Consider the following 13188-nt stretch of genomic DNA (forward strand, 5'->3'; position numbering starts at 1 on the left):
CATTCGGTCATGACGCTCGCGACCGACTCTTTGCCTAACGATCTTCAAGCCTTGAAGGCTCTGGTCTCTGCCCAGCGGGCAGAGATTGAGCGCTTGAAAATGATGATCGCCAAGCTGCGTCGTATGCAGTTCGGTCGCAGTTCCGAGCAACTGGACGCCATGATCGACCAACTCCAGTTGAGCCTTGAAGAGTTGCAAGTCAGCCAGACTGAACTGACACCACCAATCGAACCGCCCCCTCGCGTCGTCTCTCGGCGCAAGCCGTTGCCTGAACACCTGCCTCGCGAAATTCACGTCCATCAGCCCGAATCGCAATGCTCCGGTTGCGGTGGGAAACTTCGCCATTTGGGGGAGGATGTGTCTGAGGTGCTGGAGTACGTCCCAGCGCGTTTCAAAGTGATCCGCCATGTTCGCCCCAAGTGGGTTTGCCGCTGCTGCGAGCACATCGCTCAGGTGCCGGCACCGAGTCGCCCGATAGCCCGAGGCCTTGCAGGCCCTGGGCTACTGGCCCACGTGCTGGTCTCCAAGTTTGTTGACCATTTGCCGCTGTATCGGCAATCCGAGATCTACGCCCGTGAGGGCGTGGATCTGGAGCGCTCAACTCTGGCCGACTGGGTCGGCCAGAGCAGTCAATTGCTCAGGCCGCTGATCAACACCCTTGAGCGTCATGTCATGAGCGGCCATAAAGTTCATGCCGACGACACGCCGATTGGTGTACTTGCGCCGGGCAACGGCAAAACCAAAACGGCTCGCCTATGGACATACGTGCGGGACGACCGACCTGCCGGTTACACGACACCGGCGGCGGTCTGGTTTGCCTACTCGCCGGATCGCAAGGGGCAACATCCCCGTGCTCATCTCAAGAGCTTCAGCGGGATCTTGCAGGCTGACGGCTACGCCGGTTTCGCTCAGCTGTATGCTGCAGGCAGCATTCAGGAAGCCGCCTGCTGGGCTCACGCCCGCCGCAAGTTTTACGATGTCTACAAAGACCAGGCTTCACCACTTGCCAGTGAGGCGCTGCAACGGATTGCGGCCCTGTATGCCATCGAAAGCGAGATCCGCGGACAACCGCCAGATCATAGAAAAACGGTTCGGCAAAGTCGGGCGAGTCCACTGCTGGAGCACCTGCACGCGTGGCTTAACCAGACGCTGGCTCAACTGTCGAAAAAATCGACATTGGGCGGTGCAATCCTCTATGCCCTCAACCGGTGGCAGGCTTTAACGCGCTACTGCGATGACGGCCGAATCGAAATCGACAACAACGCCGCCGAACGGGCGCTGCGCGCCGTCGCGCTGGGCCGCAAAAACTACCTGTTTGCCGGTTCCGATGCCGGCGGAGAACGAGCGGCTGCGATTTACAGCCTGGTGGGTTCGGCCAAGCTCAACGACCTGAACCCGCAAGCCTATTTGACACACGTGCTGGAGCGCATCGCCGACTACCCAATCAATCGGGTCGACGAACTGCTGCCCTGGAACGTTTCTCTCACACTGACTGAATTCTGCGAGGCTGCCTGATCCATGGTTAAAACTGTCCGTTTACCCAAACCCGCCCCCGACCTGTTGCTGCTGCACATTGAGCTGAAGTGGATCACTCCGACGATCTGGCGTCGGTTCGCGGTGCCTGAAAACATCACCTTGGGCAAACTGCACCATGTCATCCAGGTCGTGATGGGCTGGAGTGATAGCCATCTGCATGAGTTTGAAATTGCCGGTGAGAATTACGGCATGCCCGACCCTGATGGTTGGGGGCCGACGGTAAACCCTGAAGCCCGTAAAACGCTGATCAAGGCGCTGAGCGGAAAGCGGACATTTAATTATCTCTACGACTTTGGTGACAGTTGGCATCACAGTATCAAGGTCGAAAAGACGTTACCGGCGGTTGCGTGTCCTCAGGTGCCGTACTGCATCGATGGCGCCAATGCTTGCCCACCGGAAGACGTGGGTGGCGGGCCTGGTTATGAGGACTTTCTGGAGGCCATGGGCAACCCCAATCATCCAGAGCATGACGACATGGTTGAATGGCATGGCGATGTTTTTGATCCGGCGGCATTTGAGTGCGAGCGCGTGAATCAGTGGCTTAAACGGATTAAGGTTTGAGTTGCAAGGCGGTGTAGTTCGGACGCTTACGATCGCAGCCAATACAGTCAGAACTGATCAGCCTTGACAGGTTTCAACGCGACGAAGCCCCGCCAGGCACTTTACGAGCTTTTTGCTAACGGTGACCCAACGGTGACCAAAATGATCAAATCCTAGAAACAACAAAGCCCGATCGTTTCCGAACCGGGCTAAGTTATTGAATTATATGGTCGGGACGGAGTGATTCGAACACTCGACCCCTAGCACCCCATGCTAGTGCGCTACCGGACTGCGCTACGCCCCGACTAGGCGTTACAACTTGCTAGAACGTCGAGAAATATACCTTAAGCTTTTGAAATACGGAAGTATTTTAAACGCAGTAGTTACTTTCTAAGAACCAGCAAAACATCTTCCAACTCGGAAATGGTTTGGCGAATTAATTGCTTGTACTGGGTAGTGTCATCTTTGGCTTCATCCCCAGAGAGTCGCAAGCGCGCTCCTCCAATGGTGAATCCTTGATCGTAAAGCAGTGCACGAATTTGCCGGATCATCAGCACATCCTGACGCTGATAATACCGGCGATTTCCGCGACGCTTCACAGGGTTGAGTTGAGGAAACTCTTGCTCCCAATAGCGCAGCACGTGCGGTTTTACCGCACAGAGCTCGCTGACTTCGCCAATGGCGAAGTAGCGTTTGCCTGGGATCGGCGGGAGCTCGTCGTTATGACTTGGTTCCAGCATAAGCCTCTACTCGGGCCTTCAACTTCTGCCCTGGACGAAAAGTGACTACACGGCGAGCCGTGATCGGGATTTCTTCTCCCGTTTTCGGATTGCGGCCTGGCCGCTGTCGCTTGTCACGCAGATCAAAATTGCCAAAACCTGACAATTTGACTTGCTCGTTGTCTTCAAGAGCGTGCCTGATTTCTTCGAAAAACAATTCCACCAATTCTTTGGCTTCTCGTTTATTCAGGCCCAACTCTTCATAAAGACGTTCCGCCATTTCAGCTTTCGTCAGAGCCCCCATACGTCACTTCCTTAACGTGGCGTTCAACCTTTTTTCAAGCGAGGTGAGAATATTTTGCGTCGTGGCGTTCACCTCATCGTCATTAAGAGTGCGCGATGGATGCTGCCAGGTCAAGCCAACTGCAAGGCTTTTTCTATGCGGATCAATACCTTTACCCTGGTAAACGTCAAATAACCTTAGCTCCGTGAGCCACTCGCCTGCATTTTCACGAATTACATCCAGTACAACACTGGCTGCAACGTCACGATCGGCCAACAACGCCAAGTCACGACGCACTTCAGGAAAGCGCGATAACTCATGGAATTTAGGCATTTTACCTAGCGCCACTTCAGCCAAAACCAGCTCGAAAACAAACACTGGTCGATCAAGGCCCAGGTTTTTTGACAGCTCCGGATGAATGGCACCGACATAGCCGACTTCTCGACCATCACGTTCAATACGAGCGGTCTGGCCTGGGTGTAGTGCAGGATGCTTTCCTGGCACGAAACTGAATGCATCCAGTGCACCAGCAAAACCCAAAACAGCCTCTACATCCGCTTTGACGTCAAAGAAGTCAACGACTTCGCGCCCTTGCGCCCAACCCTCAGGAAGACGACTGCCGCAAACCACACCTGCGAGCATCGGCTCTTGCTTAAGACCTTCAAGCTGACCTACAAAACGTAAACCACTTTCGAACAGGCGAACGCGATCTTGCTGACGGTTCAGGTTGTGCTGCAATGACTTAACCAAGCCTGGCCACAACGAGGCGCGCATAGCTGCCATGTCGTTTGAGATCGGGTTTGCCAGCAACAGTGGCTCAACACCCGGGCTGAACAGTTCGAACTGTTTCGGGTCGATGAAACTGTAAGTGATCGCTTCCTGATAACCACGCGCTACCAGCAGACGACGCAGTTCAGGCAGGTCGCTGCGCGCTTCAGCCTTGGCTTGCGGTGCCAGTCGGGCCTGCGGATAACGAACCGGCAGGCGGTTGTAGCCGTACAGGCGGGCCAGCTCTTCGATCAGGTCAACTTCCAGGCTGATATCGAAGCGATGACTAGGCACTTCTACGCGCCACTGCCCTTCACCTTCCGCGGTAATGGTCAGGCCCAAGGCGCTGAGCAGTTGCTCAACTTCCGCCAAGTCCATTTCCATGCCCAGCATCTGGCTGATACGAGCCGCACGCAAAGTGATCGGCGCAATCGATGGCAGATACTGCTCATTCACGGTTTCGATGATCGGGCCGGCTTCGCCGCCAGTGATCTCCAGCAGCAGACCAGTAGCGCGTTCCATCGCTTCACGGGCCAGCTTCCAGTCAACGCCACGCTCGTAGCGGTGCGAAGCGTCAGTGTGCAAACCGTATGAGCGGGCCTTGCCAGCGACAGCAATCTGATCAAAGAAAGCACTTTCAAGGAAGACATCGCGGGTTTTGGCTGTTACACCGCTGTGTTCGCCACCCATTACACCTGCAATCGCCAAGGCACGGGCATGGTCTGCAATCACCAGTGTGTCGCTACGCAGGGAAACTTCCTGGCCGTCGAGCAAAACCAGCTTCTCGCCTTCTTCAGCCATGCGCACACGAATGCCGCCATTGATTTCGGCAAGGTCAAACGCATGCAACGGTTGGCCCAGTTCCAGCATCACATAATTAGTGACGTCGACAGCCGCATCGATGCTGCGCACATCGGCGCGGCGCAAACGCTCAACCATCCACAGCGGCGTTGGCCGGGACAGGTCAACGTTGCGGATTACACGCCCCAGGTAACGCGGGCAAGCAGCAGGAGCCAGAACCTCGACAGAACGGACTTCGTCATGTTCAGCCGGTACAACAGCCACAACAGGGCGAGTCACTGGTGCCGCGTACAAAGCGCCGACTTCACGAGCAAGACCTGCAAGCGAGAGGCAGTCACCTCGGTTAGGGGTCAGATCTACTTCAATACTGGCGTCTTCGAGGCTCAGGTAAACCCGAATATCTTCACCCACTGGAGCATCTGCAGGCAGCTCCATCAGGCCGTCGTTGCCTTCACCCACCTGCAGCTCTGCTTGCGAGCACAACATGCCGTTTGACTCGACACCACGCAGTTTGGCTTTCTTGATTTTGAAGTCGCCTGGCAGCTGGGCGCCGATCATGGCGAACGGAATCTTCAGACCTGGACGCACGTTAGGCGCGCCACAAACCACCTGAAAAGTCTCAGAACCATTGCTGACCTGGCAAACACGCAGCTTGTCGGCATCGGGGTGCTGCTCAGTGCTCAGCACCTCGCCCACGACCACACCACTGAATACACCGGCGGCCGGCGAAACGCTGTCGACCTCAAGACCGGCCATCGACAGACGAGCAACCAGCTCGTCGCGACCTACCTGCGGGTTTACCCAACCACGCAGCCATTGTTCACTGAATTTCATCCTGCTCTCCTAAGAATTCGTTACGACTAGCGAAATTGCGCGAGGAACCGCAAGTCGTTGTCGAAGAACAGACGCAAGTCATTCACGCCGTAACGCAGCATCGCCAGACGCTCAACGCCCATACCGAAGGCAAAGCCCGAAAACTCTTCCGGATCGATTCCGGACATGCGCAGCACGTTCGGGTGAACCATGCCGCAGCCCATGACTTCCAGCCAGCCCGTCTGCTTGCAGACACGGCAACCTTTGCCGCTGCACATCACGCATTCCATATCCACTTCAGCGGAAGGCTCTGTGAACGGGAAGTACGACGGACGGAAGCGCACGGCCAGTTCTTTTTCGAAGAACACCCGCAAGAACTCTTCGATAGTCCCTTTCAGGTCCGCGAAGTTGATATCGCGATCTACCAGCAGGCCTTCAACCTGGTGAAACATCGGCGAGTGGGTGATATCGGAGTCGCTACGATACACACGGCCCGGGCAGACAATGCGGATCGGCGGCTGCTGCGATTCCATGGTGCGGACCTGTACCGGCGAGGTATGGGTGCGCAACAACATGTTTGCATTGAAATAGAAGGTGTCATGCATCGACCGGGCCGGGTGATGGCCTGGGATGTTGAGCGCTTCAAAGTTGTGATAGTCGTCTTCGACCTCAGGGCCTTCGGCAATGCCGTAGCCAATATGGGTGAAGAACTGCTCGATACGCTCCAGAGTCCGGGTAACCGGATGCAGACCGCCTGAGGTCTGGCCACGACCAGGCAGGGTCACGTCAATGGACTCGGCAGACAGTTTGGCGGCTAGATCAGCCTCTTCAAACAGTGCCTTGCGTGCATTGAGAACCTCTGTGACACGTTCCTTGGCAACGTTGATCAGGGCACCCACCTGCGGACGCTCTTCTGCCGGCAGATTGCCCAGGGTCTTCATCACCTGAGTCAATTCACCCTTTTTGCCAAGGTATTGAACCCGGATTTGCTCCAGGGCATTGATATCTTCAGCGCTTTGCACAGCCTCTAGTGCTTGAGAGACCAGCGCATCCAGGTTTTCCATGTACAGACTCCAGATACAAAATAGGGGAAGAGCTTGAAGGCTCTTCCCCTATTTAAGACGTTTAGCACCTGGGCTCACACAGGCAAGCCCAGGTGAATGTCGGGGATACTTAAGCCAAGGTGGCTTTAGCTTTCTCGACAATCGCAGCAAACGCCGCTTTTTCGTTCACTGCCAGATCAGACAGAACCTTACGGTCGATCTCAATGGAAGCTTTTTTCAGGCCGGCGATGAAACGGCTGTAAGACAGACCGTTGATACGTGCACCAGCGTTGATACGAGCGATCCACAGAGCGCGGAACTGACGTTTTTTCTGACGACGGTCACGGTAGGCGTATTGGCCTGCCTTGATTACCGCTTGCTTGGCAACACGGAATACGCGTGAGCGTGCGCCGTAGTAGCCTTTAGCCAGTTTCAGAATTTTTTTGTGACGTTTACGGGCGACAACGCCACGCTTTACACGAGCCATGAGTTACTTCCTCTATTCTTGACCGAAATTAGCAAAGGCGCAGCATGCGCTTCACTTTTGCCACGTCAGACGGATGCAGCAAGCTGCTACCGCGCAATTGACGCTTACGCTTAGTCGACATTTTGGTCAGGATGTGGCTCTTGAAAGCGTGCTTGTGCTTGATGCCGTTAGCAGTTTTCAGAAACCGCTTAGCAGCACCACTCTTAGTTTTCATCTTTGGCATGTTCGGTACTCCGCATTCAGTTGATAAACATAATCAAAAGGCCTGCCGTGCCCTAGTGATTACTTCTTCTTTTTCGGGGCGATGACCATAATCAGTTGGCGTCCTTCCATCTTAGGATGCTGTTCGACGGTCCCGTATTCAAGCAGGTCACCTTCAACCCGCTTCAACAGTTCCATACCCAGCTCCTGGTGGGCCATCTCACGGCCGCGGAATCGTAAAGATACCTTGGCCCTGTCCCCATCACTCAGGAAACGTACCAGGTTGCGCAGTTTTACCTGGTAATCCCCTTCCTCCGTCCCTGGACGAAACTTGATTTCTTTAACCTGGATCTGTTTCTGGTTTTTCTTTGCAGCGGCAACCTGTTTCTTCTTTTCGAAGATAGATTTGCCGTAGTCCATCAGCTTGCAAACTGGGGGTACTGCATCAGCGGAAATTTCCACCAAATCCAGTTTGGCCTCTTCAGCTTTAAGAAGCGCGTCTTCAATTGACACAATCCCAAGCTGCTCGCCTTCAGCCCCAATTAACCGAACCTCGCGTGCCGAGATATTCTCGTTGATCGGGGCTTTCGGTGCAGCTCGTTTATCTTGTCTCATTTCACGCTTAATAATAATTACTCCGAATCATGGCGACCACGCCGGGAAACCGCTTGTGCGAGGAATTCAGCGAATTGCGCGACGGGCATCGAGCCCAGGTCAGCACCTTCACGTGTACGCACAGCGACAGTCTGCATCTCGACTTCCCGATCTCCGATAACCAAGAGATAAGGAACCTTGAGCAAAGTATGCTCGCGGATTTTAAAGCCGATCTTTTCATTTCTCAAGTCAGACTTGGCACGAAATCCGCTCTGATTGAGAGTTTTTTCAACTTCAGCAGCAAAATCTGCCTGTTTATCAGTGATATTCATGATCACTGCCTGAGTCGGCGCTAGCCACGCAGGGAACGCACCTTCGTAATGCTCAATCAGAATTCCGATGAAGCGTTCGAACGATCCGAGGATCGCACGGTGCAGCATAACGGGTTGCTTGCGACTGTTGTCTTCAGACACATATTCTGCGCCAAGACGGATCGGCAGGTTGAAATCGAGCTGCAGGGTACCACATTGCCAGACACGACCCAGACAATCTTTCAGAGAAAATTCAATCTTGGGCCCGTAAAAGGCACCCTCGCCCGGCTGCAAATCATAAGCCAGGCCAGCGCTATCAAGGGCTGAAGCCAATGCGCTTTCAGCGCGATCCCACAGTTCATCAGAACCAACGCGCTTTTCAGGACGCGTCGACAGTTTGAGTTCAATGTCCTTGAACCCGAAGTCTGCGTAGACATCCAGCGTCAGCTTGATAAAGGCAGCAGACTCGGCCTGCATCTGTTCTTCGGTGCAGAAAATATGCGCATCGTCCTGCGTAAAGCCTCGAACACGCATGATGCCGTGCAAGGCACCCGACGGCTCATTACGATGGCAAGCGCCAAATTCCGCCAGACGCAGTGGCAGCTCACGGTAGCTTTTCAGGCCCTGATTGAACACTTGCACGTGGCAAGGGCAGTTCATCGGCTTGATCGCGTAATCGCGGCTTTCCGACTGAGTCGTAAACATGTTGTCGGCGTAGTTGGCCCAGTGCCCGGACTTTTCCCACAAGCTGCGATCTACTACCTGGGGAGTCTTGATCTCCAGATAACCGTTTTCGCGCTGCACTTTGCGCATGTACTGCTCAAGCACCTGATAAAGCGTCCAGCCATTAGGGTGCCAGAACACCATGCCCGGAGCTTCTTCCTGGGTGTGGAACAGACCAAGACGCTTGCCGATTTTACGGTGATCGCGCTTTTCAGCTTCTTCAATGCGCAGGACGTATGCCGCCAGCTGCTTCTTGTCAGCCCAGGCAGTGCCGTAGATACGTTGCAGCTGCTCGTTTTTCGCATCGCCACGCCAGTAGGCGCCCGACAGCTTGGTCAGCTTGAACGACTTCAGGAAGCGAGTGTTCGGGACGTGAGGCCCGCGGCACATGTCGACGTACTCTTCGTGAAAGTACAGACCCATGGCCTGTTCGTTCGGCATGTCTTCGATCAAGCGCAGCTTGTAGTCTTCACCACGAGCGGCAAACATCTCGATCACTTCGGCACGCGGAGTAACTTTCTTGATGACGTCGTAATCTTTTTCGATCAGCAGCTGCATGCGCTTTTCGATTGCAGCCATGTCATCCGGCGTAAACGGACGCTCATAAGCGATATCGTAATAAAAACCTTCGTCGATAACCGGACCGATCACCATTTTGGCCGTCGGAAACAGTTGCTTGACTGCATGGCCAACCAAGTGGGCGCAAGAGTGGCGAATAATCTCCAGCCCCTCTTCATCCTTGGGCGTGATGATTTGCAGGGTGGCGTCGTTTTCAATCAGATCGCAGGCATCCACCAGCTTGCCGTTGACCTTGCCGGCCACGGTAGCTTTAGCCAGGCCAGCGCCAATCGAAGCGGCGACCTCGGCAACTGATACTGGATGATCGAAAGAGCGTTGACTGCCGTCGGGAAGAGTAATAGTTGGCATGGCGCCTCCTCTCCTAGTGGTGACCCCTACCAAAGGTCACGTGGGTTGGGATGAGCCAGTACGCGATTCGGTGGTATGCCTGCCTCACAGTGGCAGGAGCCTTGCGGCCAACCTAAAACCGAACCAGAGTGACTGGAGTTCAAATCAATAAGGTTAATGGCATTGCCCTGCAACTCTGAGAGCATGCAAACACACAAAATAGCCAAGGGCGGCATGCTAGCACAGATGCACGCGCCCTGTTATACGCACTGCCCTGCATCCAAAATAAAGGGAGGTTTTTTACAGATGGGTGAACTTGAGCTGCACTAACCTCTCAGATACTCAGTGATACACACTCGGTTTTAATGCTTACAAGGAGCATCTTATGCGCATGATCCGCTTACTCGCCTTCGCAGCACCTTTGGCAATGCTGTTACCCCTGAGCGCCCAGGCCGACAACTGGCCAGCCGGCGCAAAAAAAGACTACATGAAGGACTGCGTAGCGGCGGCAAGCCAAAGCGTCGACGTAAAGACAGCCCAACAGCATTGCGCATGCGGAGCGGACAAGTTGTCCGAGAAGTTTTCGACTGCCGAAATCCAGCAACTGATGAGCAAGACAACCCAGCCGAGCGCAGAGCTTAGAACCAAAGCTCTGGATGCAATACAGGCCTGTCGAGCCACTAAATAGCCCTCATCCCCATGACGAATCGGGACCTGATTGAGGGCAAAACAGGCCTAAAAACCTGTTTTGCGTAAAAAACATGCATTCGGGCGTGCTTTTTTTTTAAGTGCTTTCAACCCTCAACCCCCCGTAAAACGGGGGTTTCGAGAGTTTTTAACAGTAAAAGAAAGCGAACATTGCAGCAATCTGCAGCTCAGGGGGGCTCCCAAAGCGCACATTTCGACTATGATACCTCGGTGTGCCCAGTTGGCCTGAGCAGCACAGTACTACTGAAAATATAAGTTTCTTGGAGATACACCATGTCTAATCGCCAAACCGGCACCGTAAAATGGTTCAACGATGAAAAAGGCTTCGGCTTCATCACTCCTCAAGGTGGCGGTGACGACCTGTTCGTACACTTCAAAGCTATCGAAAGCGACGGTTTCAAAAGCCTGAAAGAAGGCCAAACCGTTTCCTTCGTGGCTGAGAAAGGCCAAAAGGGTATGCAAGCTGCACAGGTTCGTCCGGAGTAAATCTCCCTCGAACAAAAAAACCCCGTCCATGTGACGGGGTTTTTTATGCCTGAAACAAAGCCAGCCGTGCTGCTTAGCCGCAGTTCACGCGGGTAATGACTGCATTGTCGTCAGTATTAAGATTCAAGCGGTCCGAGCGATACTCGAGCGTCATGATGTCGTGCGGTGACAAGAGGCGTGCATTCTGCGCTCCCGCCTTGACACGAGCCTGCTCCAGGAGCTGCGCCGACGCTTTTTGGCCAATCACAAATGCTGCAGCTTTAGCATCGCAACGACTATGCCCTGCCTCAGTGACGGGGTCCTTATCCGAATTCGACGTGCTGCACCCTGACAGCGCTACGACCGCCAACAACGAACCCAATGACACTAGCTTCCAAGACATGAAGCCTCCTTAAAATAAATAGTCCGAACCCTTGCGACAGCTATATCGCAATTAGGTTTCATGGTGCCTGATAGCATCTTCTGATTGCTCAACGCACGAACAAGTGTGCCCGAGCAGGCATTTAACGCGCACACCCAATCATTGCCAAATATGTGGGAATCAGTACACATCAATGTAGTCAAATGGCGGATTAGGCCAATTGTCTTTAAGGGCATTGGAGATCTGCATCACCCAGACCTCATCACTTGCCGCAACTTTCCCGACATAGCCTGAACCTGCCGCCCATGTCTCCAGCCTGAAAAGCAGCCCGTCGATGTCTAAACCGCCCACCACACCCGATGAAATGTAGGCAATACCCGCCTTGGTCACGCGCAACTGCGTATGTGCATCGTCACTGGCCGAAGCCAGTAACTGACGTACAGCAGCAAGGGTTAAACCTTCAGGGTCGTTAAGATCAATTTGCATGGCCTGCACCACTCTTGAAAAGTGCAAGTGTGGCATGCAGCATGGATCTCATGGGAAAGTTGAGGCCCCAAAATATCAGTCACACGATTTACGGTGGTCTCGTGATAGCTTCGGGACGACTTTTTGCTAAAATCTCTTTCCCACGCCCCTTATCATGAGCACCCAATGACAACAGTCAGCATCGATGCAGATATCAAGGCCAAATGGCATCAAGGGCAATGCTCCTACAGCCCTGGCAGCCCTGAAGAGCTGGCCATCATCGGCATCGACCTTTTAGTCAAGGAGCTTGGGACAGAGGCTGCCCGAGCTTTTGTCAGCCAGGTTTTCGAAAAGTACAAACCGACTGAACTGTCGAAACTGACCTGACTCTGCGCCCCGCCAAATCACTTCAACCGACCCAGGCGCGTCGTCAGCAAATCGAAAAAACCTTGCGCGTCGCCGTTCTCGACCCAAAAGGCGTTTTTGGGTTGGTTCAAGGTGTTGTACCAGTCAGCAATTGTCTGGCCAAAGGTGGGGCCTTCACGGGTATCCACGACCAGATTGACCTCACGCCCGGAAAACAGCCCCGGATTCAGCAGGTAGGCAATAACACTGGCATCGTGGACAGGCCCACCCGGCAATCCGTAGTGCGCCATATCCCCTTTGACATATTCATTCAGAATATCGCCGACCAGTTTTCCAGCCGTATTGCCCAACGCTGCGATCTGCTTGAGACGGGCCTCGCTGGTCAGGATCTTGTGCGTCACATCAAGTGGCACATAGGTCAGTTTCACACCGCTCTTCAACACCACCTCTGCAGCATGGGGATCGGCATAAAGGTTGAACTCGGCGACCGGAGTAATGTTGCCCCCGTTGAAGTGAGCGCCGCCCATGACCACGACTTCCTTGATTCCCCGAGTAATGTCAGGCGCCTGGATCAAGGCTAGCGCCAGGTTTGTCTGTGGGCCGAGCATGGCGATGGTCACACTGCCAGGCTTGGCAGCACGCAGTGTCTCGATCAGGTAGTTAACCGCATTGGCTGGCTCAAGCCCTTTTGCAGGCTCATGGACAGGCACACCTGTCACACCTTCCTGACCATGAATGTTCTCGGCATAAATCGGGGAACGCACCAAAGGCTTGGGCGCCCCGGCATAAACAGGCACGTCTTCACGCCCTGCCCACTCCCGAGCCAGACGGGCATTACGCGAAGTCTTGTCCAGCCGCACATTACCGGCCACGGTTGTGATTGCCCGCACATTCAGTTGCTCGGGCGAAGCCAGGGCCAACAGCAGCGCAACAACATCGTCAGCACCGGGGTCGGTATCGATAATCAAATCAATCGTGCCTGCGGCTTGAACACTTGAGATCGTGATGGCGGACAAGAAAAGGACACTCCTTAGCAATGGCTGAACAATCTGTTTAAAGCGCGACACGACTAACTCC

16 protein-coding genes and 1 tRNA gene are annotated in these 13188 nt (G+C 54.2%); 5 read left to right on the forward strand and 12 right to left on the reverse strand.

The window, feature by feature from the left end:
- Positions 1 to 9 precede the first annotated feature (9 nt).
- Both tnpC and V6P94_RS18820 read left to right on the forward strand, forming a co-directional pair.
- Entirely contained in the window at positions 10 to 1515 is a 1506-nt protein-coding gene (gene tnpC, locus V6P94_RS18815; RefSeq protein WP_153380244.1) for an IS66 family transposase, read from the forward strand.
- 3 nt (positions 1516 to 1518) lie between these two features.
- Positions 1519 to 2097 (forward strand): plasmid pRiA4b ORF-3 family protein, encoded by a 579-nt coding sequence (locus V6P94_RS18820; protein WP_082136488.1) that lies wholly within the window; start codon positions 1519 to 1521, stop codon positions 2095 to 2097.
- Positions 2098 to 2303: 206 nt separating this feature from the next.
- Here V6P94_RS18820 and V6P94_RS18825 read toward each other — a convergent pair.
- The 9 genes from V6P94_RS18825 to thrS form a co-directional block, all read right to left on the reverse strand.
- Positions 2304 to 2380 (reverse strand) — tRNA-Pro (locus V6P94_RS18825).
- Positions 2381 to 2459: 79 nt separating this feature from the next.
- On the reverse strand, positions 2460 to 2816 hold the full coding sequence (locus V6P94_RS18830; protein WP_019829202.1) for a MerR family transcriptional regulator: 357 nt from the start codon (positions 2814 to 2816) through the stop codon (positions 2460 to 2462).
- Positions 2797 to 3099: an integration host factor subunit alpha gene (gene ihfA, locus V6P94_RS18835; protein ID WP_002553164.1), complete on the reverse strand. Its 303-nt coding sequence runs from the start codon at positions 3097 to 3099 to the stop codon at positions 2797 to 2799. Before ihfA ends, V6P94_RS18830 begins: the two co-directional genes overlap by 20 nt.
- 3 nt (positions 3100 to 3102) lie before the next feature.
- The gene (gene pheT / locus V6P94_RS18840) at positions 3103 to 5481 is read right to left on the reverse strand and encodes a phenylalanine--tRNA ligase subunit beta (protein ID WP_326397701.1); all 2379 of its coding nucleotides are present in this window, start codon (positions 5479 to 5481) and stop codon (positions 3103 to 3105) included.
- 26 nt (positions 5482 to 5507) lie between these two features.
- Positions 5508 to 6524 carry a phenylalanine--tRNA ligase subunit alpha gene (gene pheS, locus V6P94_RS18845; protein ID WP_019829200.1) on the reverse strand — a complete coding sequence of 339 codons (1017 nt, stop codon included), beginning with the start codon at positions 6522 to 6524 and terminating at the stop codon, positions 5508 to 5510.
- Positions 6525 to 6633: 109 nt separating this feature from the next.
- Positions 6634 to 6990, reverse strand: a complete 357-nt coding sequence (rplT, locus tag V6P94_RS18850; RefSeq protein WP_003442184.1) for a 50S ribosomal protein L20 — start codon at positions 6988 to 6990, stop codon at positions 6634 to 6636.
- Positions 6991 to 7018: 28 nt separating this feature from the next.
- The gene (rpmI, locus tag V6P94_RS18855) at positions 7019 to 7213 is read right to left on the reverse strand and encodes a 50S ribosomal protein L35 (RefSeq protein WP_003442181.1); all 195 of its coding nucleotides are present in this window, start codon (positions 7211 to 7213) and stop codon (positions 7019 to 7021) included.
- A gap of 59 nt (positions 7214 to 7272) precedes the next feature.
- On the reverse strand, positions 7273 to 7824 hold the full coding sequence (gene infC / locus V6P94_RS18860) for a translation initiation factor IF-3 (RefSeq protein ID WP_171970586.1): 552 nt from the start codon (positions 7822 to 7824) through the stop codon (positions 7273 to 7275).
- Positions 7824 to 9746 (reverse strand): threonine--tRNA ligase, encoded by a 1923-nt coding sequence (thrS, locus tag V6P94_RS18865; RefSeq protein ID WP_326397700.1) that lies wholly within the window; start codon positions 9744 to 9746, stop codon positions 7824 to 7826. Before thrS ends, infC begins: the two co-directional genes overlap by 1 nt.
- Positions 9747 to 10110: 364 nt before the next feature.
- Here thrS and V6P94_RS18870 point away from each other — a divergent pair, with 364 nt between their 5' ends.
- Both V6P94_RS18870 and V6P94_RS18875 read left to right on the forward strand, forming a co-directional pair.
- Positions 10111 to 10413, forward strand: a complete 303-nt coding sequence (locus tag V6P94_RS18870; protein WP_133076153.1) for a hypothetical protein — start codon at positions 10111 to 10113, stop codon at positions 10411 to 10413.
- A 293-nt stretch (positions 10414 to 10706) separates the two neighbouring features.
- Complete coding sequence (locus V6P94_RS18875) at positions 10707 to 10919, forward strand: cold-shock protein (RefSeq protein ID WP_003179963.1); 213 nt, start codon at positions 10707 to 10709, stop codon at positions 10917 to 10919.
- A gap of 73 nt (positions 10920 to 10992) precedes the next feature.
- On the opposite strand, the gene V6P94_RS18880 is transcribed toward V6P94_RS18875, so the two are convergent.
- Together V6P94_RS18880 and V6P94_RS18885 are read right to left on the reverse strand one after the other, a co-directional pair.
- Positions 10993 to 11301: an I78 family peptidase inhibitor gene (locus V6P94_RS18880; RefSeq protein WP_133076152.1), complete on the reverse strand. Its 309-nt coding sequence runs from the start codon at positions 11299 to 11301 to the stop codon at positions 10993 to 10995.
- A 159-nt stretch (positions 11302 to 11460) separates the two neighbouring features.
- Positions 11461 to 11766, reverse strand: coding sequence for a hypothetical protein (locus V6P94_RS18885; RefSeq protein WP_326397699.1), 306 nt, complete (start codon positions 11764 to 11766; stop codon positions 11461 to 11463).
- Positions 11767 to 11931: 165 nt separating this feature from the next.
- On the opposite strand from V6P94_RS18885, the gene V6P94_RS18890 reads away from it, so the two are divergent.
- The gene (locus V6P94_RS18890) at positions 11932 to 12132 is read left to right on the forward strand and encodes a hypothetical protein (protein WP_019829192.1); all 201 of its coding nucleotides are present in this window, start codon (positions 11932 to 11934) and stop codon (positions 12130 to 12132) included.
- A gap of 17 nt (positions 12133 to 12149) precedes the next feature.
- Here the strand turns inward: V6P94_RS18890 and V6P94_RS18895 are convergent, their stop codons facing one another.
- On the reverse strand, positions 12150 to 13178 hold the full coding sequence (locus tag V6P94_RS18895) for a nucleoside hydrolase (protein WP_326397698.1): 1029 nt from the start codon (positions 13176 to 13178) through the stop codon (positions 12150 to 12152).
- Between the last annotated feature and the right edge of the window lie 10 nt (positions 13179 to 13188).

The organism is Pseudomonas sp. ML2-2023-3 (genome assembly GCF_037055275.1).
Taxonomy (GTDB): domain Bacteria; phylum Pseudomonadota; class Gammaproteobacteria; order Pseudomonadales; family Pseudomonadaceae; genus Aquipseudomonas.